23 protein-coding genes are annotated in these 21,527 nt (G+C 57.5%); 10 read left to right on the plus strand and 13 right to left on the minus strand.

What is annotated here, in order from left to right; all coding sequences use genetic code 11:
* The first annotated feature begins 21 nt into the window (after positions 1–21).
* Positions 22–1,029 carry an isocitrate dehydrogenase gene (locus tag I6G90_RS11230; RefSeq protein WP_042058388.1) on the plus strand — a complete coding sequence of 336 codons (1,008 nt, stop codon included), beginning with the start codon at positions 22–24 and terminating at the stop codon, positions 1,027–1,029.
* A gap of 116 nt (positions 1,030–1,145) precedes the next feature.
* Positions 1,146–1,604, plus strand: a complete 459-nt coding sequence (locus tag I6G90_RS11235) for a hypothetical protein (protein WP_182969600.1) — start codon at positions 1,146–1,148, stop codon at positions 1,602–1,604.
* A gap of 82 nt (positions 1,605–1,686) precedes the next feature.
* On the opposite strand, the gene rlmM is transcribed toward I6G90_RS11235, so the two are convergent.
* From rlmM to dinB, 6 genes are all read right to left on the minus strand, one after another.
* Entirely contained in the window at positions 1,687–2,781 is a 1,095-nt protein-coding gene (gene rlmM / locus I6G90_RS11240; protein WP_042058383.1) for a 23S rRNA (cytidine(2498)-2'-O)-methyltransferase RlmM, read from the minus strand.
* A complete protein-coding gene (locus I6G90_RS11245; protein WP_058052208.1) occupies positions 2,774–3,160 on the minus strand; it encodes a DUF423 domain-containing protein in 387 nt (128 codons plus the stop codon). Before I6G90_RS11245 ends, rlmM begins: the two co-directional genes overlap by 8 nt.
* Positions 3,161–3,211: 51 nt before the next feature.
* A complete protein-coding gene (locus I6G90_RS11250; RefSeq protein WP_197927536.1) occupies positions 3,212–3,841 on the minus strand; it encodes an alpha/beta family hydrolase in 630 nt (209 codons plus the stop codon).
* Entirely contained in the window at positions 3,834–4,754 is a 921-nt protein-coding gene (locus I6G90_RS11255; RefSeq protein WP_042058376.1) for a transcriptional regulator GcvA, read from the minus strand. The genes I6G90_RS11250 and I6G90_RS11255 overlap by 8 nt, the downstream gene beginning before the upstream one ends.
* Before the next feature lie 283 nt (positions 4,755–5,037).
* Positions 5,038–7,179, minus strand: coding sequence for a methyl-accepting chemotaxis protein (locus I6G90_RS11260; RefSeq protein WP_197927538.1), 2,142 nt, complete (start codon positions 7,177–7,179; stop codon positions 5,038–5,040).
* A gap of 66 nt (positions 7,180–7,245) precedes the next feature.
* Positions 7,246–8,301, minus strand: a complete 1,056-nt coding sequence (gene dinB, locus I6G90_RS11265) for a DNA polymerase IV (protein WP_031227617.1) — start codon at positions 8,299–8,301, stop codon at positions 7,246–7,248.
* A 131-nt stretch (positions 8,302–8,432) separates the two neighbouring features.
* Between dinB and I6G90_RS11270 the strand changes: the two genes are divergently transcribed.
* Positions 8,433–8,639, plus strand: a complete 207-nt coding sequence (locus I6G90_RS11270) for a hypothetical protein (RefSeq protein ID WP_197927540.1) — start codon at positions 8,433–8,435, stop codon at positions 8,637–8,639.
* Positions 8,640–8,750: 111 nt separating this feature from the next.
* Here I6G90_RS11270 and I6G90_RS11275 read toward each other — a convergent pair whose 3' ends face one another.
* Both I6G90_RS11275 and I6G90_RS11280 read right to left on the minus strand, forming a co-directional pair.
* A complete protein-coding gene (locus I6G90_RS11275) occupies positions 8,751–9,311 on the minus strand; it encodes a DJ-1 family glyoxalase III (RefSeq protein WP_197927542.1) in 561 nt (186 codons plus the stop codon).
* A 36-nt stretch (positions 9,312–9,347) separates the two neighbouring features.
* The gene (locus I6G90_RS11280) at positions 9,348–10,301 is read right to left on the minus strand and encodes a ketopantoate reductase family protein (protein WP_197927544.1); all 954 of its coding nucleotides are present in this window, start codon (positions 10,299–10,301) and stop codon (positions 9,348–9,350) included.
* Positions 10,302–10,501: 200 nt separating this feature from the next.
* On the opposite strand from I6G90_RS11280, the gene I6G90_RS11285 reads away from it, so the two are divergent.
* On the plus strand, positions 10,502–10,984 hold the full coding sequence (locus I6G90_RS11285) for a YajQ family cyclic di-GMP-binding protein (RefSeq protein WP_042058365.1): 483 nt from the start codon (positions 10,502–10,504) through the stop codon (positions 10,982–10,984).
* Positions 10,985–11,091: 107 nt separating this feature from the next.
* On the opposite strand, the gene I6G90_RS11290 is transcribed toward I6G90_RS11285, so the two are convergent.
* The 5 genes from I6G90_RS11290 to I6G90_RS11310 all read right to left on the minus strand — a co-directional run bounded on the left by I6G90_RS11290 (position 11,092) and on the right by I6G90_RS11310 (position 15,970).
* Complete coding sequence (locus I6G90_RS11290) at positions 11,092–11,934, minus strand: nucleoside-specific channel-forming Tsx family protein (RefSeq protein ID WP_197927546.1); 843 nt, start codon at positions 11,932–11,934, stop codon at positions 11,092–11,094.
* Positions 11,935–12,090: 156 nt separating this feature from the next.
* A complete protein-coding gene (locus I6G90_RS11295) occupies positions 12,091–13,470 on the minus strand; it encodes an AmpG family muropeptide MFS transporter (protein WP_197927548.1) in 1,380 nt (459 codons plus the stop codon).
* Between the two features lie 174 nt (positions 13,471–13,644).
* Complete coding sequence (locus tag I6G90_RS11300) at positions 13,645–14,232, minus strand: peptidylprolyl isomerase (protein ID WP_042657198.1); 588 nt, start codon at positions 14,230–14,232, stop codon at positions 13,645–13,647.
* A 2-nt stretch (positions 14,233–14,234) separates the two neighbouring features.
* Complete coding sequence (locus tag I6G90_RS11305) at positions 14,235–14,819, minus strand: YajG family lipoprotein (protein ID WP_005349692.1); 585 nt, start codon at positions 14,817–14,819, stop codon at positions 14,235–14,237.
* Between the two features lie 17 nt (positions 14,820–14,836).
* Entirely contained in the window at positions 14,837–15,970 is a 1,134-nt protein-coding gene (locus I6G90_RS11310) for a methyltransferase (protein ID WP_197927550.1), read from the minus strand.
* Positions 15,971–16,174: 204 nt separating this feature from the next.
* On the opposite strand from I6G90_RS11310, the gene I6G90_RS11315 reads away from it, so the two are divergent.
* From I6G90_RS11315 to nqrE, 6 genes are all read left to right on the plus strand, one after another.
* Positions 16,175–16,489, plus strand: coding sequence for a BolA family protein (locus I6G90_RS11315; protein WP_042058354.1), 315 nt, complete (start codon positions 16,175–16,177; stop codon positions 16,487–16,489).
* A 434-nt stretch (positions 16,490–16,923) separates the two neighbouring features.
* Positions 16,924–18,267 carry a Na(+)-translocating NADH-quinone reductase subunit A gene (locus tag I6G90_RS11320; protein ID WP_042058352.1) on the plus strand — a complete coding sequence of 448 codons (1,344 nt, stop codon included), beginning with the start codon at positions 16,924–16,926 and terminating at the stop codon, positions 18,265–18,267.
* 3 nt (positions 18,268–18,270) lie between these two features.
* Positions 18,271–19,500 (plus strand): NADH:ubiquinone reductase (Na(+)-transporting) subunit B, encoded by a 1,230-nt coding sequence (locus tag I6G90_RS11325; RefSeq protein WP_042058348.1) that lies wholly within the window; start codon positions 18,271–18,273, stop codon positions 19,498–19,500.
* Positions 19,490–20,278, plus strand: a complete 789-nt coding sequence (locus tag I6G90_RS11330; RefSeq protein WP_058052197.1) for a Na(+)-translocating NADH-quinone reductase subunit C — start codon at positions 19,490–19,492, stop codon at positions 20,276–20,278. Before I6G90_RS11325 ends, I6G90_RS11330 begins: the two co-directional genes overlap by 11 nt.
* Entirely contained in the window at positions 20,271–20,903 is a 633-nt protein-coding gene (locus I6G90_RS11335) for an NADH:ubiquinone reductase (Na(+)-transporting) subunit D (RefSeq protein WP_005338644.1), read from the plus strand. The genes I6G90_RS11330 and I6G90_RS11335 overlap by 8 nt, the downstream gene beginning before the upstream one ends.
* A 3-nt stretch (positions 20,904–20,906) precedes the next feature.
* Positions 20,907–21,503 (plus strand): NADH:ubiquinone reductase (Na(+)-transporting) subunit E, encoded by a 597-nt coding sequence (gene nqrE, locus I6G90_RS11340; protein WP_005338645.1) that lies wholly within the window; start codon positions 20,907–20,909, stop codon positions 21,501–21,503.
* Positions 21,504–21,527: the final 24 nt, after the last annotated feature.

A 21,527-nucleotide genomic window follows, 5' to 3' on the forward strand; every position in this document is an offset into this window, starting at 1 on the left:
CCCTGGAAGTGGAACCCTCTCATGTCCAAAAGAAAAATTACCGTGATCCCCGGCGACGGCATCGGCCCCAGCATCATTGAATCAGCCATCCAGATCCTGACCCATGCGGGCTGTGACTTTGAATACGAATATGCTGATGCAGGTCTGGTTGCCCTCGAGAAGCATGGCGAGCTGCTGCCCCAGGCTACCCTGGATCTGATCGAGAAGAACAAGGTGAGCCTGAAAGGGCCATTGACCACGCCGGTCGGGGGCGGTTTTACCTCCATCAACGTCTCCCTGCGAAAGAAGTTCAACCTCTACGCCAACGTGCGCCCAGTCATCTCCTTCAAGGGCACCAAGAGCCGTTACGACAACATCGACATCATCACGGTGCGTGAAAACACCGAAGGCATGTACTCGGGTGCCGGTCAGAAGCGCAGCGATGACAACAAGAGCGCCGAGGCGATGAGCATCATCACCCGCGAAGGGGCAGAGCGCATCGTCAAGTTCGCCTTCGAGCTGGCCCGTCAGGAGGGTCGCAAGAAGGTCACCATCATCCACAAGGCAAACATCCTCAAGTCGACCTCCGGCCTGTTCCTCGAAGTGGCCCGTGAAATCGCCAGCCACTACCCGGATATCCAGAGCGAAGAGATGATCGTCGATGCCGCCTGTATGAATCTGGTGATGTATCCGGAGCGTTTCGATGTCATGGTCACCACCAACCTGTTCGGCGACATCCTCTCGGATCTCTGCGCCGGTCTGGTCGGCGGGCTGGGCATGGCACCAGGTGCCAACATCGGCGATGGCGCGGCCATTTTCGAAGCGGTCCATGGCTCTGCGCCCGACATCGCAGGCAAGAACATTGCCAACCCGACCTCGGTGATCCTCGCCTCCATCCAGATGCTGGAGTACCTCGGCATGCAGGATAAAGCAGAACGGATCCGCGAGGCCGTACGAGCCACCATCGAATCCGGTGATCGGGTCACTCGCGATCTGGGCGGCAGCGCCTCCACCAGTGAATTCACCCAGGCGATCATCGATCGGCTGTGAGTTAATCCATTGATTTAAAAGGGAGCTTCGGCTCCCTTTTTTATGTTTCCGAATCCTTTGCCACTCCCCGAACAGCAACTATGTTCAATAGAGAAGAAGAACAGGGAGTGTTTTTCATGAAGGGATACGGGGGCTATCTGGTTTCGGGTCTGCTGCTGGTGTGTGGCACTGCCAGTGCCTTCGAACAGGCTCAATCAACCCAAACCGCCAAACTGCCGCAGCAGGAAAAACGGACTGCCACCGAGGTATGGCGCTCGAGCCTGGATACCAACGACCTGCTCAAGGCGCCCAAACCCCTGTCGTTTGGTATTGAAGTCTCCACCGACAACTTTGGTAATCAAAAGATCACCTCCTACCCGCAGCTCAATCTGACCCCGGAGAAGAGCGTCAGTCTGTCGGTCGAACGCTTCAGACCCAAGGTCAAGTTCAAGGCTGGCGGCATGAACACCGCCGTCAGGCTGAGAGGAGACGGGATAAAAATGCAGTTCAATCCGGTCGACAAAACCATCCCGCTGCAGATCGAGATCAAGGTGACCGACGACGAATCTTCCCTGCGCCTCGATTACCGTTTCTGATATTTTCCGGCAGCCGGATAGCAAAAGGCCGACAGGTTTCCCTGTCGGCCTTGGTATTTATCGTACGGGCTGAACGCTTACATCACGCCTTGGGCTCGAGTTTGGAGACCCAGTACTTGTTGTAAACATGCACGGTGATCTCTTCACGATCGTGATAGAGCTGCTTGGCCTGGATCACGAACGCGTTGTCGATCTCCTTGAGCATCTCGCGCAACACCTCGATATTGTGCACCGATTCGGCATACCGCTTCTTCATCGGCAGCTTGAGGTTGAACATCGCCTCCTGACAGTCGCCCTCACGGAACCAGTCCGCAATCATGTGAACGACCCGCGCCGGTTTATCGACCATGTCGCACACCAGCCAGTAGGTGTTCTTCTTGCTCGGACGCCAGACGAAACCGTCATCCCGGATATGCTTGACCTGACCGGTATCCATCAGGGATTGGGCCATCATGCCGTTGTCGACCGCCGTCACCATCATGCCACGACGCACCAGCTGATAGGTCCAACCGCCCGGGCAGGCGCCCAGATCCACCGCCTTCAGACCGGAGCAGAGACGCATATCCCACTCTTCCCGCGGCACGAACACGTAAAACGCCTCTTCCAGCTTGAGGCTGGAGCGGCTCGGCGCATCGGCCGGGAAGCGCAGACGCGGGATCCCCATGTGGAATCCGGAGTTGTTGAACGAGTAGGAGTAACCCAGCAACACGTGATCATTGGCCATGAAGAAGGCGTGGAACACCGGACGGTTCGGCGTCTCCTTCTTGGTCAGGATCTCGTTGCTGCGCAGCGCCTGACGAAGCGGCACGGTGAACTTGCGGCAGAAGGCCGACAACTCTTTCGCTTCGTTGGTATCCGCAGTCTCGACTCGCAGATCGCCGCAAATGGTGTATTCGCGAACCGCCTCGATGATGGGGGTGATCCTGTCTGCGACATCCAGCGCCTTCAGCTCATGGGTCACCACCAGCATCTGACGGATGAAGATGAGCTCCCGGAACGGCAGCTTGCGAGCCAGCAGGTCCGCCTGCTCCTCGTCATACAGTTCGAAGATCACATAACCGCTGTCGTCCTTGACCCGGGCGAAACCGTAGCACTGCATGTTACCGGCACGCTCGGTGATCTCTGCAGCCGCCTCTTTCTCAAAACCGGGGCGGCAATAAAGCAGCAGATTATTCATTTTTTCCTCCAAGACGACAGCCGGCCCAAATCAAAGCCGCCCATCCCAACATAAAACAGAGGCCACCGGCCGGGGTAATCAGCCCCAGCCCCTTGCTGCCAAGCAGCACCATGGCGTAAATACTGCCGGAGAATCCGATGATCCCCAGCACAAAGGCGGTGCCAGCCAGGTGGATCACCTTGCTGCGCACACCGCACCAGCCCAGAACCAGCAGGGCCAATGCGTGAAAAAACTGATACTGCACGGCGGTATTGAACGCCGCAAGACGCTCGGGCGTAATACCGGTCGCCGCCAATCCATGGGCGCCATACGCCCCCAGCATGGTAGCCGTCAACCCGAAGAGACCGGCCAGTATCAGCCAATGTCGATGGATCTGCATCCTCACTCTCCCTCTCTCATCACGGCTGGCCATAAGGCCAACCCTCTCGTGCTATCCGTGCCGGGCGATAAAATGGCAGATGGCCGCCGCCGCATGCTGCATATTCTCCTGCTCACTCACGCCACTGGCTTTACGCGGTTTGAAACCATGATCACCATCGGTCAACCAATGGACCGATACGGTGGGTGAGAAGGGGAAATCGGCCAGTTCGGCGCGACTACCGAAGGTGTCGCGCTCCCCCTGCAACAGCAGGGTTGGCACTGCAATATGCTTGAGTACCTCGCCTCGCCAACTGTCGGGCTTGGCCGGAGGGTGGAAAGGATACCCGAGAATGAGCAATCCTGCAGCATTCATCTCACCCTCGCCTTCACTATACAGTTCCGCAGCCATCCGCCCGCCCATCGACTTGCCCGCCAGAAACAGTCGTGGATGGGCAAACTCGCGGATCACTTCATGCCAATGGGCGAGCAGCACCGGAGCTCTGTCCGGCGGACGGCGTTTGCCATCCTCTGCCCGCCTTGTCATGTAGGGAAAGTTGAAGCGCACCACTTCGATGTCGGGGCCAGCCAGCAGGCGTGACAACTCGGCAAGAAAGGCGTGTTCCATCCCGGCGCCCGCACCGTGGGCCAGCAAAATGCGAACGGGGGCATCAATTGCCCCCTCGCGGATCACCTCAGGCATCGGCGAGCCTTGCCCTGCGACGCGCCTCTTCCTGCTCTACCAGCTCCAGCATCCAGTCGCGGAAGGCAACGATCTTGCCCTGATCCGACTGTTGCTCCTGGCACACCAGATAGAAGGCATTTTTGCTCACCAGCACCTGCTCGAACGGGCAGATAAGGCGGCCGGCCTCAATCTCGGGTTGTGCCAGCACGCTGTGGCCAAGCGCCACCCCCTGGCCGTGGATCGCCGCCTGGATCACCATGGTGGAGTGGCTGAAGATGGGCCCCTGATTGACGTTGGGGGCATCGATATCGAGCTGGCGGAACCAGGCCTTCCAGTCGCGCCGGGAGGTATCGTGCAGCAGGGTATGAAGAGTCAAATCTTGCGGCGTACGCAGCGGTTTGGGCCCGGTCAACAGCAAGGGGGAACAGACCGGGATCAGGTATTCGGTATGCAACTTGTCACAACGCAGCCCCGGCCAGTTGCCGCGCCCGTAATAGATGGCCACATCCACGTCGTCGGTGAGCGACCCTTCGTCGAGATCGACCGCCTTGATCCGCACATCGATATCGGGATGGCGCTCACTGAACTTGACCAAGCGCGGCACCAGCCACTGGATGGCAAAACTCGGCTGCAGACTGACGGTCAACGCCCCCTTGGCACTGCGGGCCAGCAGCTTGTCGGTCGCCTCAGAGATGGAGGCAAAGATATCCTTGATATCCAGGAAATAGCCCTGCCCCTCTTCGGTCAGCAACAAGGAGCGGTTTTTACGGCGGAACAGCTTGATGCCAAGATACTCCTCCAGCGCCTTGATCTGGTGACTGATGGCAGCCTGAGTCACAAACAACTCTTCTGCTGCGCGGGTAAAGCTTAAGTGACGAGCCGCTGCTTCAAACGCCTTGAGGGCATTGAGCGGAGGTAAACGACGAGACATGACACCAGCCGACGATGAGTTTTTCTAATGGGGCGCATTATAATTTGTCGGTTGCGGGTCGACCAGTGAATAAACATAATTCGCCCAGCAATCAGTCGTCATATGGCTCACATTTTCTACTACATGTTGGTTTACATGTGTTTTTCGTGAGTCTTTCGACTGTGATTGTGGTGTTGTGTTTCTTCCTCTGCGGGAAGAGGGGCTCAAATCTTCTCGATTTGACCCAGTCTGTCATCTGAATGTGTTTGGCGCCTCCAGCTGGATGGCGCCTTTTTTGATCCCGCTATACCTTGAACTGCCCCACCAGTTGCTGCTGTTTGTCAGCGAGAGCGGAGAGCTCGCGACCATTTTCGGCAGATGTCGCCGCCTCGGCCCGAATGGTGTGGCTCACATCGCGAATGTTGCTGACGTTGCGGTTGATCTCGTCCGCCACCCGGCTCTGCTCCTGCGCCGCCCGGGCAATCTGCTCGTTCATCTGATGGATGGTGGAGACTGACTGGATAATCTGCTCCAGCACCTGCACCGAGAGATCCACCTTGGCGAGGGTCTCGTCAGCCTGGCCATGACCATCACGGATCGCCTTGACCACGGCGCCGGTACCGGATTGCAGTTGGCTGATCAGGGTCTGGATCTCGACGATGGCATTCTGGGTGCGACCGGCCAGATTGCGCACCTCATCGGCCACCACGGCAAAGCCACGGCCCTGCTCACCGGCCCGCGCCGCTTCGATAGCCGCATTCAGCGCCAGCAAGTTGGTCTGCTCGGCAATTCCCTGGATCACTGTGAGAATATCGTTGATGTTGTCGCTGTTGGCGGAGAGTCGCTCCACCACCGGCTGGGCATCGTTGATGATGGTCATCAGCTTGCGCATCGCCTCCTGGGTGTCGGCAACGACATATTTGCCCTCTTGCGCCGCGGCATCAGTGGTGTTGGCAGCCGCCACCGCCGAGCCGGCATTACCGGAGACCTGCAACGCCGTGGCGCTCAGCTCCTCAAATGCCGTCGCCACCAGATCGATCTCCTGATACTGGGCCTGCATGCCACTGCTGGTGCGCTCGGCCACTTGCGCGGCTCGCTCGGCACTGTTGCGCGTACCCGAGACGGTATCAATCACCTGACTGATGGTGGATTGCAACTTGTTGAGGAAGCTGTTGAACCACTTGGCCAGCTCGCCGATCTCGTCTTGCCGCTGGATCTCGATACGCTGGGTCAAATCCCCCTCACCACTGGCGATATCCTTGAGACGGGCAACTACGGCGCGGATGGGTGCCACAATCTGGCGCGCCATCAACCAGATAAAACTCAGGGCCACCAGCGAGATCAGCACCCCGATCGACAGTTGCGAGACCACGCTGCGATTGGCCTCACTGGCCAGATCATCCTGCAGTTGCTGGGCCGAGGCCAGCACTACGGCCCGTGGTAATTCAATATAGATGCCCCATTTACGATCGGTACCACGCATGGAGACCGGCACAAAGCTCTGCAACAGGGCTCCATCGCGGCTCCAGCGCGTCTGTTCCTGACCCTGATTGAGCCAGCCTTTCAGCTCGCTGGCCAGCCCCTGATACTTCTGGTCCAGCTCCCGCCCCAAGGTCACATCAAACTCATCGGCACCCGCCACGCGCCCCTCATGACTGACCAGCAATATTCTGCCTTTGCCGTCATAGAGCTCCTTGTCCATGGTAGAGACCAGATCCTGCAAGGTCGTCAGGGAGATATCAACGCCAGCTACCCCCAGTAATGTTCCCTGCTCCAGCAAAGGTACTGAGACTGAGGTAATCAAGACTTTCTTGTCGCCGACATCGTCCAGATAGGGTTCCAGCAGGCAGAGTGCCCGGGTGCGAATGCTGCAGCGATACCACTCGTTTTCAACACCACCGGCAGCGGTCGGACTGTCGTCAGCAAGCACATCTTCGTTCTGCACCTCGGGCACCAGCTTGCCGTTGTCATACGCCCAATAACTGGAGAAGCGCCCTTTGTCGTTGGCGCCGAGTGCGGTCGAGCCCTCATAGTTACTGTCTTCCCCATCCAGCTGGTCAGGCTCGAACACCGTATAGACGCCGAGCAGATTGGTCGATGAGGCGGCGGCATCGTGCAGTTGCTGATTGATGGCGCTGCGCAGCGCCTCTGACTGGACAAAGTTCTCGGCCCCATTCTTGCGCTGGAACAGTACGCTCTCGGCCAGCAAGCTGGCGCGGAAATAGGCCTCATCGAGATAGCTGGTCACCTTGGCCGCCTGCTCCGAGCCCATCGCCTTCATCCAGTTCTCGGCTGACTGCTGCGCCTCGTGCATGGTGGCTTGCCGCACCTGCTGTTGCATCTTGTTCGCGTTGTAAATCGAAGAGGCAACCAGAGCGGCGGCTGTCACCAACAGACAGCAACCGGCGATCAGGGTAATCCGACCCTGGACAGAAAGAGCGCTCATGCCAATATTCCTACGTCATACAGATATGGATAGATTATCGACTTTATAAACAAAAACTTAACTCTCTCACAGCAAATCCAGCGAGAGTTGATTAACTTCACCCTCTTTTGGCAAGCCCACCACCAAGCCCAGCAGGCGAACCGAGCGCCCTTGCGCCCGCTGTAGCCCCTCTTTGAGCAGGGGAACGAACAGGGCTGGCTGATAGCCACCCTGACTGCGATAGACGGTGGTCTGGTGGAAGTCTGCAAACTTGAGTTTAATCCCCTGCCCCATCACCTGCTCGGCAGGGCACGCCAGCTGAAATCGCCGCTCCAGCTCCGGCAACAGTTGCTGCAATACCGTCAGGCAAGCGGCTTCGTCACAAACATCGCTCGCCAAGGTGGTCTCCACCCCGATGGTTTTGCGGATCCGGTGCGCCTGCACCGGCTGTTCATCCAGCCCCCAGATCCGGGTCGTCAGCATCTCCCCCAGCTTGCCAAAACGGCTGCACAGCTCTTGTGCCGACAAGGCCCGCGCATCCTCACAGGTGTAGAGCCCCTGAGCCTCCAGCCGCTCGGCGGTCTTGCGCCCCACTCCGGGCAGTTTGCCGAGGGGCAACTGGCAGACAAATTCGGCCACTTCGTCGGGACGAATGACAAACAGACCATCAGGCTTGCGCTGCTCCGAGGCGAGCTTGGCGAGAAACTTATTGGGCGCCACACCCGCCGAGGCGGTCAATCCCAGTTCGGTGACGATGGCTTGCCGGATCTCTTGCGCCATCAGGGTGGCACTGCCACCACAACAGCGACTGTGGGTCACGTCGAGATAGGCCTCATCCAGCGACAGTGGTTCAACCTGATCGGTATAGCGCAGGAAAATGGCCCTGAGCTGACGGGAGATATCCTTGTACACCGCCATCCGTCCCGGGATCAGTACCAACGGCGGGCAGAGCTTTTTCGCCAGTGCACTCGGCATGGCGGAGCGCACCCCGAACCGGCGCGCCACGTAGTTGCAGGTCGAGATGACGCCGCGCCGCTCTGAGGCCCCACCGATGGCGAGCGGCACCTCCCGCAGCGCCGGGTTGTCCCGCATCTCCACCGCGGCAAAAAAGCAGTCCATGTCGATATGGATGATCTTGCGCATACCACTGTATAAATAAACAGACATGGCATCATCTTACCCCAAGGATAAGCGCAGCTCTATCTCTCTCGTTGCGGCTAAAATGGTAGACTCCAAGGAGACCTTTACCACCACAATGACAAGGAGCGTTCGGGATGAAATATCTTTGGCTGGGACTCGGGTTGCTGCCGCTGACCGGCATCGGCAAGAACAACCCGACGGCAGAGTGCCGCTGGCTGTACGACCGGATTGAGATACTGGAACAGGCCATCAAGAAAGGGGACACGCTCGGCACGGAGCAGGAGTTGTCACGCTGGAAAACTGAGTACAACAAAAAACAGTGCTCACAGTACGACTACTGAGCCGGGCAATATGGCGTGACTGATAACGGCAAATAACAAACGGGCCCCGATCAAGATGATCGGTGCCCGTTTTTCAACCCATGGCCAGCTGGATTCAGCAGCAGAGTGCGCTCAAGGCAGCACCATAGGGCCAGCGACGGCGGCCGCCACCTCATCCCCTTGCAGCACCCGAACCAGTTCGAGCGCAAACTCGATGGCACTGCCCGGCCCCTGACTGGTGATAAGGCGATGAGCCTCATCCCTGACTACCCGCTCATGTGACAGCTGCGATGTCGGTAGTCGGGACTGAAAGCCGGGATGACAGGTGACGATGGCACCCTCCAGCAGGCCATGATGTTGCAACACCACCACGGGGGCGGCGCAGATAGCAGCGCGCCAGCGACCAAGCGCGGCCTGCTCTTTGAGCAGATCGATGGCCAGCGGGGTATCACGGATCACTTCGCTGCCGGGCAGACCGCCGGGCACCACGATGGCTTCAAAGTCCCGACGGGTCAGCTCGTCGATATGACAATCGGCCACCAGCTGTACCCCGCGTGACGCTTTCACCTGCCGGGACCCGGCGGGGCAGCAAGAAGCCAGCACCACCTCGATGCTGGCACGCACCAGGGTATCGACAATGGCGACCGTCTCTATCTCTTCCGACCCGGGGGCCACCAGCACCAGTACACTCACGTTCGCCTCCTTGCTGCTTGCTCGGCCATGTAAAGGTCAGGCGGCCTGACTCTTCTCTTTGATCGCCTGATAGAGGCCCTGATTGACCGGTACGGCGATGCCATGCCGGGCAGCCTTGGCCAGCAGGAAGCCGGTGATGGCCTCAATCTCGGTCTCTCGTCCCAGCTCCATATCCTGATACATGGAGGAGTAATTGTCAGCGGTCAGTTCCACCACCGTCATCACCCGGCGCTGCAACTCTTCTGCCGTGGTAGTAATGCCTTCGGCGCACATCACATCCGCCACTTCCACGCAGATCTGCTGCAGGGCGTCGGCAAAACGGGGGCCAGCCAGCTCGCCATTTTTCAGCTTGTAGAGGGCAGTCAGGGGATTGATGGCACAATTGATGGCCAGCTTTTGCCACTGACGTACCAATACCTGCTCATCCCAACCAGCCTGACCCAGCGCCAGCGCCAGCTCATCCGCGAGCGCGGCGTGGGCCTTTGCGGCTTCATTGATCGGGCCGAGCCAGGTTTCGCCCTTGCCAGTATGACGGAAAACGAAATGGCCGCCCTGCATGGCGCCATGGCTGGTAACGCCGGCAATCACCGGGTTGTGCGGGAACATCTCGACCACCTGCTCGGCAATGCCCATCCCGTTGTGCAGCAGCACGATCGGCACGCCAGCATCCAGTTTGCTTACCAGCGGTGCCAGTGCGGCAACCACCTGACTGGCCTTGGTCATCACCAGCAGTCGCTTGATTTTGCCAGGTTTGCTGACAAATCCACGCTCGATATTGAGCAGTTGTACCTGCCCCTCCAGCGAGGTGAAATCGAACCCCGGATGGAGCGTGGACTTATGGTGTTCGCGCAACAAGACTCGGGTGGATTGACCGCTCTGGGTCAGCAGGGAGGCAAAAACGCCGCCGAGGGCGCCACAACCCAACAGTGACCACTGCGGGATCGCGGGTGGCATAACGGGCTGTCGGGAATTTTTTAATCCGCTTGGCATGGTGTGACTCTGTCAGGGTAAGGGTTGCAATCCTCTCAACCTGTTACCGGAGATAAGTGAAGAACTCGCTGGTGGACGCTAACGGGTCCACCCATCCTGTGCGCAGGGGATTCTAGCAGAGCAGCCCTATCAAAATCAGCAAATTTGCCCGTTTTCTGGTAGATTTGCCCCCCGATAACGCAACATGAGGAGCTCCGGCTATGCCGTCATTCGATATTGTCTCTGAAGTCAAAATGAACGAGGTGTTGAACGCAGTCGACAACGCCAATCGTGAACTGGCCACCCGTTTCGATTTTCGTGGGGTAGAAGCCAGCTTCGAGTTGAACAAGGAAGAGGTAAAACTGGAAGCCGATGCCGATTTCCAGCTCAAGCAGATGGTCGAAATCCTGCGCGCTGCTCTGCTCAAGCGCAACATCGAAAACAGCTCCATGGAGGTGGGTGACTCCGTTCACTCCGGCAAGCGCTTCCACCTGACCGTCAAGTTCAAGCAGGGGATCGAGAAAGAGATCGCCAAGAAGCTGGTCAAGCTGATCAAGGACTCCAAGATCAAGGTGCAGGTCGCTATCCAGGGTGATGAAGTGCGTGTCACCGGCAAGAAGCGTGACGATCTGCAAGAGACCATGGCACTGGTCCGTGGCGCCGAACTGGGTCAACCGATGCAGTTCCAGAACTTCCGCGACTAATTTATCCACTCAGCCGTGGCGCACTTGATGACTCGCGCCACGCTATCTAAATCGCGGCCATAAAAAAACCGGAGCAGATGCTCCGGTTTTTTGTACCCCAAGTTTGATTAGAACTTGTAGGTAACAGAGAAGTAGTGGCCGAAACCGGTAGTACTCAGACCACCAAAAGCACCATTGTTGATACCGTAGATTTCATTGAAGTACTTCAGACCGTAGCCAACAGCGTAACGATCGGAGTGCCAGTAGATACCGTGGAAGGTACCCAGACCATTGGCACTCTGGTTGCTGTCGCCGTGAGTATCTTTATCAAACAGATAATCCAGGTAGCCCTGATAGGAAACAAAGCTGCCGTTGGAGAAGGTATAGAAAGGTTTGAACCAGTTCATGGAGAACTGATAACCGTTCCAGTCACCTTCTTCTGCAGTGAAACCACTTTCGGTTGCATGACGAGCATACAGGTTCATGGCAACTTTACCGAACCAAGGTACCTGAACATCAGTACCCAGACCGATCATGTTCTCCATCATATTGCCATCTTTACCGTGACCGGTTTCAACGTTGTTCAACGTGGCAATATAGAGTTCTTGTACCGGGCCGAAGGAGAGATCCTTACCAGTCAGGGCATCCAAGGAGAGACGCGGAGCAAATTTCATGAAGATATTGCTGCCGTTATGCTTATCACTGTGGCTGCTTTGGAAGATATCGAACACATCGACATAGCCATACAGATCAAACATACCGGAACGACCACCAAATTCCATTTCCAGGTAGGTATCGTTGTAGCCATCCTTCGCGCTCATAGGACGCTGGTCGATGGTATGCATTACGTTGAACTGCATCCATTTGAAATCGTTCTTATGGATATCACCGCTGTAATCAGCAGCAAAGGCCGGAGTAGCGGCTGCAGCCAGCAGACCGGCAGCGATCAGAGTCTTGGTAAATTTGGCCATTTTATTGGTCTCTTGTGCGTTAGTTGAGGTTTTCCGTAGCCTGCCCACAAGGAGCGAGAGGAATTCTAATCAAATAAAATCAGGGGAGAAACAACTTCTCGGGAACTTTATCCGGAAGTGTGAATCTAATCACCCCCGATTCTACGCAAACGCTTGCTATTTGTCAGCCACTGAGAGCAACTCACTCCCCTTTCTGGCTACCAGCACGATCAACAACAACACAGGCAAGCCCAATAAACTGGTTCCGACAAAGAAGGCGCTGTAGCCAATCTGCTCCACGACCTGCCCGGAAAAACCGGCCAGTAACTTGGGCAACAGCAACATCACCGAGCTGAACAGCGCGTACTGAGTGGCCGAAAATGCCACATTGGTCAGGCTGGAGAGATAGGTCACGAAGGCCGCAGTGGCGATACCGGCACTGAGGTTATCCAGCGAGATGATCAGAGTCAGCAGCTCCAGGTTGTGACCGACCTGATGGAGCAGGGCAAACAGCAAGTTGGTGCTGGCGGTGAGCAGCGCCCCCAAAAATAGAATGCGCAGCGTGCCAAAGCGCATCACCAGCACGCCCCCAAATGCAGCGCCGACCAGCGTCATAATGACGCCAAACACCTTGGTAATTGTGGCAACCTCGGTCTTGCTGAACTGCATATCCACATAGAAGCTGTTAGACATCACCCCCATCACCACATCGGCGACCCGATAGCAGGCGATCAACGCCAAGATCAGCAGCGCCGAGCCGCCATAGCGGCGGAAGAAGTCGGCAAACGGACACCAGACCGCCTCATAGCCCCAGGCCCCCGCACTCGCCAGCAGCGCAGGCCACCCTTTATCCAGCAGCAACGCCTTGCGCTCGGCCTGTTGCTTGCCCTGCCCGGCCAGATCGATATCCGGTTCGTGGCAAAACAGGGTGGTGATGACCCCGAGTGACATCAAGCCCGCCATCACCAGATAGGTGACCTGCCAGCCACGATAGTCGTAGCCGCTGTTGCTGCCAAACCAGGCCGCCAACGCCAGCGCACCGGCACCCGCCATGATCATCGCCAGCCGGTAGCCGGTCATGTAGGAGGCCGCCATCGCCGCCTGCAGCCGCTCGGGGGCGGATTCGATGCGATAGGCATCGATAACGATATCCTGTGTGGCCGAGGCAAAGGCCACCAGCAGGGCAAACAGCGCCAGGTGGGCCAGCTCGGTCTTGGGATCGCAGAACGCCATGCCGACCAGCGCGGCAGCGATCAGCAACTGGGAGAACAACATCCAGCTGCGACGACGCCCCAGCAGCGTGGAGAGCAACGGCAGCGGCATGCGATCCACCAGCGGCGACCACAACCATTTAAAGCCATAGGCGAGCGCCACCCAGCTCATGTAGCCGATATCGGTCAGGCTGACATCTGCCTCGCGCAACCAGAATGAGAGGGTACCGAACACCAGTAGCAGCGGCAGACCCGATGAAAAACCCATGGCAAAGAGAATAAACACCCGAAATTCGAGATAGACGGCGAGGGACTCTCTCCAGCTTGGTTTGCGGATCATGTTCAACTACCTGACGACTTTGGAAAAGTGCGTCATTTTGGCAGGTTGATGGCAGATAGCCAAGGCGAGCAAAGAGATAGGCGCAAAGAAGCCCGGATAGAGAAAAGGCACATTCCAAGCGGGATGTGCCTTGCATGCTAGCGTGAGCAGACGTGGCCGATGGCCTGCGCCTGACGAGGATTATTTGCCCGCTTTCTTGTCGACTTTCTTGTCCGCCGGGGTTTCTGCCAGCAACACCACCTTCTTCAGAATAATGGGGCTGGTCGGCACATCGTTGGCTCGAAGAATGGAGCTGTAACCGGTCTGCACCTGAGCCAGCTTGTCCAGCACCTCCATCCCCTGCACTACCTGACCGAACACGGTATAACCCGCGGCGCCACCGGCGTTGAGGTTGTTGTTGTCGACCAGATTGAAGTAGAACTGGCGGGTGGCGCTGTCGACCGCCTGGGTACGGGCCATGGCGATGGTACCGCGCTTGTTGGGCAAACCACCACGGGATTCGTTGACCACCGGCTCATAGGTAGGCAGTTGCTGGAACTGCTGGTTGTAACCGCCCCCCTGCACCACGAAGTCCTGGATCACCCGGTGAAAGATGCTGCCGTCGTAGCTGCCATCAGCCACGTAGCGCAGGAAGTTCTTCACAGTCTGTGGCGCCTGCTTGGACGCCAGCTCCACCACGATATTGCCGTGGTTGGTCTCCATTCTGACCTTCGGACCAGCGAACGCCAGCGGGGCGATCAGCATCGCCAGCAACCAGAGTTTTTTCATCATCAGACCCCTGCACCGTTCGGTTGACCTTTCAGGTAACCGCGCAGCGCATCATCCGCCATGATCTGCTGCAGCACGCTACCCAGTTGCAGGTTCAGTGTAGACTCCAGATCGGCCATACTTGGCTCGCTCGGGCTCTCCTTGCTGGAGGACATGTTGAACTGCTTGGTCAGACGGTTGCCCTGGAAATCGGCGATCACCTGCAGGCTGACGCGGGACTTGGTGACATAGGTAAAGGTCTTCTCTTCCACATTGACTGCTGCGTTGGAGATCACCAGCGTCAGGTTGGTGGTGCCACTGTTGCCCACTTCCAGACCCTGGCTACGCAGCCCTTCGGCCAGCCGCTCGGCCATCAGCAGGTTGAGCGGACGTTCACTGTTGACCAGCACCGGCGCTTTCTCTTTATGTTTGATGGAGAAGACATAGGCAGCCTCACGCTTGTCTACCCCTTCCATGGTGATGCGATTGCCAGAGTAGTATTGCTGGTTGGCGGGGATCACCTGCGGATTGAGCAGCGCCGTCTCCGGCCAATGAGTGGCACACCCGCCCAGCATCAGGGCGGCCAGCAGCAAGAGTGACTTTTTCATCATGGTTTCCTTTGGCTTTAGCGTTTGATGGCTTTCAAAATAACGAATTTGCTGTTCGACGCAACGACTTGTGCGTTGGCAAACAAGCGCTTGAGTTTGTTGTGATAGTCCAGATGACGGTTGCCTACTATCCAGAGTTCCCCCCCTTGAGGCAACACCCGGTGCGCATCGCTGAACATCTGCCAGGCGATATGATCGGTGATCGCCTGCAGCTGATGGAAGGGGGGATTGCAGAGGATCCGATCCGCCGAGCCGACCGCCATGCCATCGAGACAGTTATTGACCATAAAGCGGGCGCGCGGCAGTGCATCAGGCAGATTGTGCTCGACGTTGAGCTGTGCCGAGGCGACCGCCATATAGGATTCATCGATAAAGGTCACCTCAACCTCGCTGTCTTTAGCAAGCAGCGACAACCCCAGCACCCCGTTACCACAGCCCAGATCGATCACCTTGCGGGCGCTATGTATCGGTAAATTGTCCAGCATAAAGCGGGCACCGATATCGAGACTGGTGCGCGAAAAGACGTTGGCATGGTTGTGGATGAGCATGTCAGTTCCCTCCAGCGGCCACACGGTCGGGAAGGGATTGACCAGTGCGGGACGCTCAGCCTGCGGCTCGCAGTGAATGAGGCGCGCCTTTTTCCAGGCCAGCGAGGTACGGGTGGGCCCCAGATACTTCTCGAACAATTTGAGCGTGGAAGTATGAATATCCTTCGCCTTGCCAGCGGCAATGACCCGGGTCGCAGGTGTCACTACATCCCGCAATGCCAGCAGTTGCTGCTCCAGCAGTGCCTGATATTTGGAGACCTTGATCACCACCAGCGCAGGGGCGTCGGGCAGCGGTGCCAGCGCATCCTGCAAGGTAATCCCGCCGGCATCCAGTCCGTTTTCGGCCAGATTGGCCAGGGTCGCCCGCTCGCTGATGTAGGAGTCGGTGACGCAGCACGGGGAGTGCGGATGCAGATAGGCGGCCAACGCGCCAAAGCCATCATTCATGATGATGACGGGGCCCGCCTGCTCGAGGGGAGACTCCGCCAGAATATTGATCAGATATTCGTCAGCCGCATCCCAGGCTTGCAGCGTCTCCTGACTCTGGCGCGGATAGCGGTAGAGTGTGAGCTGGCAATGGGGAGTGTCGAGAAGGGTTTGCATAGGAAGAGTCCAACCTCGGCTTGATTCGTGTATACAGGCGCCAGGGGCGACGCAAAGTGGCGCTATTCTAGCGAGGACCAGGAATTTCACCAGTTCGATGCGCATCAAGGGGGCAACTGACCGGTGATTTCCCCCTTACGGGGGCTTATTCCATCACGCGACAGCCGATAGAATGGCCCGACATTCACTCTGGAAGCCGATCCGATGACCATCCAACAACTGATTGAAGCCAAGCTGACCGCCGCCCTCTCCCCCACCGTGCTTGAGGTGATCAACGAGAGCCACATGCACCGTGTGGAACCCGGCTCAGAGAGCCACTTCAAGGTGGTGATCGTCAGCGAGCAATTTGCAGGGCAGCGGCTGCTGGCCCGTCATCGTCAGGTCAATGCCGTGCTGGCCGACGAGCTGGCCGGCGCAATTCATGCACTGGCGCTGCATACCTACACGACAAGCGAGTGGCAGGAAAAAGGCCATGCCCCGCGAACCCCGAGCTGCGTTGGCAAACCGTCACTCTCCTGAACTGGGCGGCACCACACCCTTCCCATCGCGCACCCGCTAACAAAAATGAAACAAATTTTCCCCATTGGCCCCGAAAAGACTACATCCAAGGGGGTATTTTTCAGCATCAAGGCTTGTTGTTGACAGTTAAAACAACAACAAATACCCCCATTGAGGTAGTGAAATAAAAAAACCTTTAAAACCACGACTTACAAGGTGTCGGGGGCTTATTCATTGCAGGTTAATTTTGTGATGGCACGGGGATTTTGCCCATTTGGCATGGCAGAAAATGCACCTTAAGTGGTAAACTCAAGCGCTTTTGAGTGAGCTTGCATGTTGAATAATTGTTGAGCCTGACCACCTGGCGCAGCCACAACATCGACTCATTCAACCACCCGTCGTGATGTATTTCTCGGCGCTAACCAACCTCTCCCGTAACGGTAGTGCAATTGAGTATGATTACAATCAAAAGAGGACTGGACATCCCCGTGCTGGGTGCGCCAGAGCAAGTAATCTACGATGGCCCCGCCATCACCCGTGTTGCGACACTGGGCGAGGAGTTTGTGGGGATGCGACCTACTATGTTCGTCAAAGTAGGTGATCGCGTCATCAAAGGTCAGGATCTTTTTGAAGACAAGAAGAATCCGGGCGTTAAATTCACAGCTCCTGCCACCGGTGTGGTTTCAGAAATCAACCGTGGTGCCAAACGTGTTCTCCAGTCCGTGGTCATCGACCTCGACGGTTCCGATGAACAGGTGACATTTGAGCATTTTGCCTCTGCCGAGCTGGCCAAGCTCGAGCGCAGCAAGGTGCAAGAGATCCTGGTCGCATCAGGTCAGTGGACTGCGTTTCGTACCCGTCCGTTCAGCAAAGTCCCCGCAGTAGGCACAGCCCCGCGCGCCATCTTTGTGACCGCAATGGACACCAACCCGCTGGCAGCCGATGCCGAGCTGATCATCAAGGAACAGCCACAGGCCTTCCTCGATGGCCTGGCCGTATTGACCCGCCTGACCGACGGCACCGTCTACGTCTGTAAAGGCGAAGGCAGCCTGCCCCACTCTCCGCTGACTCAGGTCAAGGAAGAGATCTTTGTCGGTCCGCACCCTGCCGGTCTGCCGGGTACCCATATCCACTTCCTGGATCCGGTCAGCAGCACCAAGGTGCAGTGGCACATCAACTATCAGGATGTGATCGCTCTCGGCAAGCTGTTCACCACCGGTCAGATCTGCACCGACAAGGTGATCGCGCTGGCTGGCCCGAACGTGCTCAAGCCGCGTCTGCTGCGTACCCGCCTGGGCGCCTGCATCAGCCAGCTCACCAACAACGAGCTACGCGCCGACGAAAACCGTATCATCTCCGGTTCTATCCTGAGTGGTGCCAAAGCCGAAGGGGTTCACGACTACCTGGGTCGCTACCACAATCAGGTTTGCGTGCTGGGTGAAGGTCGCGAGAAAGAGTTCCTGGGCTGGATCAACCCCAGCGCCAACAAGTTCTCTATCACCCGGACCACCCTCTCTCATCTGATGAAGGGCAAGCTGATCAACTTCACCACCACTACCAACGGTAGTGACCGTTCCATGGTGCCTATCGGCAACTATGAGCGGGTGATGCCACTCGACATCCTGCCTACCCTGCTGCTGCGGGACATGGTCTCCGGCGATAGCGACGGTGCGCAAGCACTGGGCTGCCTGGAGCTGGATGAGGAAGATTTGGCGCTCTGTACCTTTGTCTGCCCCGGCAAGACAGAGTACGGCCCGATCTTGCGTGAGTGCCTGACCAAGATTGAACTGGAAGGTTAAGCGATGAGTTTCAAGCAACTTCTTGAAAATATGGAACACCACTTCGAACCGGGTGGAAAGTACGCCAAGTACTACGCCCTGTTCGAAGCGGCGTACACCCTGTTCTACACCCCGGGTACCGTTACCCGCAACGCCTCCCACGTTCGTGATGCGCTCGATCTGAAGCGCATGATGATCATGGTGTGGCTGGCCGTGTTCCCGGCCATGTTCTGGGGCATGTTCAACGTGGGTAACCAGGCGATTGCCGCCATTGCCCACATGGGCTCGGCTGCAGGTGCCAGCAGCTGGCAATATGCGCTGGCTACCATGCTGGGTGCCTCCCTCGATCCGGCTGTCGCCGGTATCGGCAGCAAGATGCTGATTGGCGCCACCCACTTCTTCCCGATCTACCTGACCGCGTTCCTGGTCGGTGGCTTCTGGGAAGTGCTGTTCGCCATGGTGCGCAAACACGAGATCAACGAAGGCTTCTTCGTAACCTCCATCCTGTTTGCCCTGATCGTGCCGCCCGAGCTGCCCCTGTGGCAAGCTGCGCTGGGTATCACCTTCGGTGTGGTGATGGCCAAAGAGGTGTTCGGTGGTACCGGCAAGAACTTCCTGAACCCGGCGCTTGCTGGTCGTGCGTTCCTGTTCTTCGCCTACCCGGGCCAGATCTCCGGTGACGCCGTATGGGTGGCCGTTGATGGCTTCTCCGGCGCGACTGCTCTGAGCCAGTGGGCCCAAGGCGGCCAGATGTCGCTGATCAACGGTGCAACCGGTCAGGCTATCAGCTGGATGGACGCTTTCCTGGGTAACCTGCCGGGTTCCATCGGTGAAGTCTCTACCCTGATGATCCTGCTGGGTGCTGCCATGATCGTTTACATGCGCATCGCCTCCTGGCGCATCATCGCCGGCGTGATGATCGGTATGATCGCCACCTCCCTGCTGTTCAACGTCATCGGTTCCGATACCAACCCCATGTTCAACATGCCGTGGCACTGGCATCTGGTACTGGGTGGCTTCGCCTTCGGTATGGCCTTCATGGCGACCGACCCTGTCTCCGCTGCCTTTACCAACAAGGGCAAGTGGTGGTATGGCGCCCTGATCGGCGTGATGGTCGTGCTGGTGCGCGTGGTCAACCCTGCGTTCCCGGAAGGCATGATGCTGGCCATTCTGTTTGCGAACCTGTTTGCTCCCCTGTTTGACCACTTCGTCGCTCAGGCAAACATCAAGCGGAGGATTGCACGTGGCGTTTAATAAAGATTCAACCCTCGGCACCGTCAGCGTGGTTACCGGCCTCTGTCTGGCCTGTTCCATCGTGGTATCCGTTGCCGCTGTGGGCCTGCGTTCTACCCAGCAGGAAAACAAGGCGCTCGACAAGCAGAGCAACATCCTCGCCGTAGCCGGTGTGGATGTGAGCGATGTGGCAAAGCGCGACCTGGCCAAACTGTACGGCGAGAAGATCGAAGCCCGTCTGGTGGATCTGACCACAGGTGAATTTGTTGACGGCGATGCCGACAACTTCGACACCAAGCTGGCAGCCAAAGATCCGGCCCGCAGCATCCGTCTTGCCGCTGCTGACGACAAAGCCAGCCTGCGCCAGATCTCCAAATTGGTTCCCGTGTTCTTCGCCAAAGATGCCGAAGGCAAGGTAGACAACATCATTCTGCCCATTTATGGCCAGGGTCTGTGGTCAACCATGTATGCCTTCGTCGCCGTTGCCGCTGATGGCCAGACCATCAAGGGCATCACCTACTACGACCACGGTGAAACTCCGGGTCTGGGTGGCGAGATCGAAAACCCGGCCTGGCAGGCGCTGTTCAAGGACAAGAAACTGTTCGACCAGAATGGCATGCCGGCGCTGCGCGTCATCAAGGGCCATGCCCCTGAAGGTTCAGAGCATGATATCGACGGCCTGTCCGGCGCTACCCTGACCGGTAACGGCGTACAGCATACCTTCGACTTCTGGATGGGTCCCAAGGGCTTCGGTCCTTTCCTGGCCAAGGTTCGTGCAGGAGAAATCAACAATGGCTGACAAGAGCGAAATGAAGAAGTTGCTGTTGACGCCTGTGCTGGGCAACAACCCCATCGCCTTGCAGGTGCTGGGTGTCTGTTCTGCACTGGCGGTTACCAGCCAGATGAAAACTGCGTTTGTAATGACCCTCGCGGTCATGGCGGTCACCGCCTTCTCAAACCTGTTCATCTCCCTGATCCGCAACCAGATCCCGAACAGCGTCCGGATCATCGTGCAGATGGCGATCATCGCCTCACTGGTTATCGTGGTTGACCAGGTGCTCAAGGCGTACGCCTATGACATCTCCAAGCAACTGTCGGTCTTCGTGGGTCTGATCATCACCAACTGTATCGTGATGGGCCGCGCCGAAGCGTACGCCATGAAGAGTGCCCCGCTGCCCTCCTTCCTGGATGGTATCGGCAACGGTCTGGGCTATGGTGCCATTCTGCTGAGCGTGGCAACCGTGCGTGAACTGCTGGGCTCCGGCACCTGGTTCGGCATCGAGCTGCTGCCGCTGGTGAACAACGGTGGCTGGTATGTGCCCAACGGCCTGCTGCTGCTGCCGCCGAGTGCATTCTTCATCATTGGTCTGATCATTTGGGGCGTGCGCACCAAGGATCCCAAGCAGGTGGAGGCGAAGGATTAAGGTATGGAACACTATCTGAGTCTGTTGATTAAATCGATCTTCATCGAAAACCTTGCACTCTCCTTCTTTCTGGGGATGTGTACCTTTCTGGCGGTGTCCAAGAAGGTAAAGACCTCCATGGGTCTGGGTATTGCCGTTATTGTGGTGCAGACCATCGCGGTTCCTGCCAACAACCTGATCTACAACTACGTGCTTAAAGATGGCGCTCTGGTATCCGGTCTGGATCTGAGCTTCCTGAGCTTCATCACCTTCATCGGTGTGATTGCAGCACTGGTACAGATCCTGGAGATGGCGCTGGACAAGTACTTCCCGGCACTCTACAACGCGCTGGGTATCTTCCTGCCGCTCATCACCGTGAACTGCGCCATCTTCGGTGGCGTCTCCTTCATGGTGCAGCGTGACTACAACTTCATGGAGTCTGTAGTCTACGGTGTGGGTTCAGGGGCAGGCTGGATGCTGGCGATCGTTGCGCTGGCAGGTATCCGCGAGAAGATGAAGTACTCCGATGTTCCGGAAGGCCTGCGCGGTCTGGGCATCACCTTCATCACCGCCGGCCTGATGGCGCTGGGCTTCATGTCCTTCTCTGGTATCTCCCTGTAATCGGCTTTCCTGCAATCAGAAAGG

Source organism: Aeromonas allosaccharophila, assembly GCF_016026615.1.
Taxonomy (GTDB): Bacteria; Pseudomonadota; Gammaproteobacteria; order Enterobacterales; family Aeromonadaceae; genus Aeromonas; species Aeromonas allosaccharophila.

Excerpts from the sequence above, each read along its gene's own strand:
- I6G90_RS11230 (WP_042058388.1), top strand. The coding sequence starts at position 22 with ATGTCCAAAAGAAAAATTACCGTGATCCCCGGCGACGGCATCGGCCCC.
- I6G90_RS11235 (WP_182969600.1), top strand. The coding sequence starts at position 1,146 with ATGAAGGGATACGGGGGCTATCTGGTTTCGGGTCTGCTGCTGGTGTGT.
- rlmM (WP_042058383.1), bottom strand. The coding sequence starts at position 2,781 with ATGAATAATCTGCTGCTTTATTGCCGCCCCGGTTTTGAGAAAGAGGCG.
- I6G90_RS11245 (WP_058052208.1), bottom strand. The coding sequence starts at position 3,160 with ATGCAGATCCATCGACATTGGCTGATACTGGCCGGTCTCTTCGGGTTG.
- I6G90_RS11250 (WP_197927536.1), bottom strand. The coding sequence starts at position 3,841 with ATGCCTGAGGTGATCCGCGAGGGGGCAATTGATGCCCCCGTTCGCATT.
- I6G90_RS11255 (WP_042058376.1), bottom strand. The coding sequence starts at position 4,754 with ATGTCTCGTCGTTTACCTCCGCTCAATGCCCTCAAGGCGTTTGAAGCA.
- I6G90_RS11260 (WP_197927538.1), bottom strand. The coding sequence starts at position 7,179 with ATGAGCGCTCTTTCTGTCCAGGGTCGGATTACCCTGATCGCCGGTTGC.
- dinB (WP_031227617.1), bottom strand. The coding sequence starts at position 8,301 with ATGCGCAAGATCATCCATATCGACATGGACTGCTTTTTTGCCGCGGTG.
- I6G90_RS11270 (WP_197927540.1), top strand. The coding sequence starts at position 8,433 with ATGAAATATCTTTGGCTGGGACTCGGGTTGCTGCCGCTGACCGGCATC.
- I6G90_RS11280 (WP_197927544.1), bottom strand. The coding sequence starts at position 10,301 with ATGCCAAGCGGATTAAAAAATTCCCGACAGCCCGTTATGCCACCCGCG.
- I6G90_RS11285 (WP_042058365.1), top strand. The coding sequence starts at position 10,502 with ATGCCGTCATTCGATATTGTCTCTGAAGTCAAAATGAACGAGGTGTTG.
- I6G90_RS11290 (WP_197927546.1), bottom strand. The coding sequence starts at position 11,934 with ATGGCCAAATTTACCAAGACTCTGATCGCTGCCGGTCTGCTGGCTGCA.
- I6G90_RS11300 (WP_042657198.1), bottom strand. The coding sequence starts at position 14,232 with ATGAAAAAACTCTGGTTGCTGGCGATGCTGATCGCCCCGCTGGCGTTC.
- I6G90_RS11305 (WP_005349692.1), bottom strand. The coding sequence starts at position 14,819 with ATGAAAAAGTCACTCTTGCTGCTGGCCGCCCTGATGCTGGGCGGGTGT.
- I6G90_RS11310 (WP_197927550.1), bottom strand. The coding sequence starts at position 15,970 with ATGCAAACCCTTCTCGACACTCCCCATTGCCAGCTCACACTCTACCGC.
- I6G90_RS11315 (WP_042058354.1), top strand. The coding sequence starts at position 16,175 with ATGACCATCCAACAACTGATTGAAGCCAAGCTGACCGCCGCCCTCTCC.
- I6G90_RS11320 (WP_042058352.1), top strand. The coding sequence starts at position 16,924 with ATGATTACAATCAAAAGAGGACTGGACATCCCCGTGCTGGGTGCGCCA.
- I6G90_RS11325 (WP_042058348.1), top strand. The coding sequence starts at position 18,271 with ATGAGTTTCAAGCAACTTCTTGAAAATATGGAACACCACTTCGAACCG.
- I6G90_RS11335 (WP_005338644.1), top strand. The coding sequence starts at position 20,271 with ATGGCTGACAAGAGCGAAATGAAGAAGTTGCTGTTGACGCCTGTGCTG.
- nqrE (WP_005338645.1), top strand. The coding sequence starts at position 20,907 with ATGGAACACTATCTGAGTCTGTTGATTAAATCGATCTTCATCGAAAAC.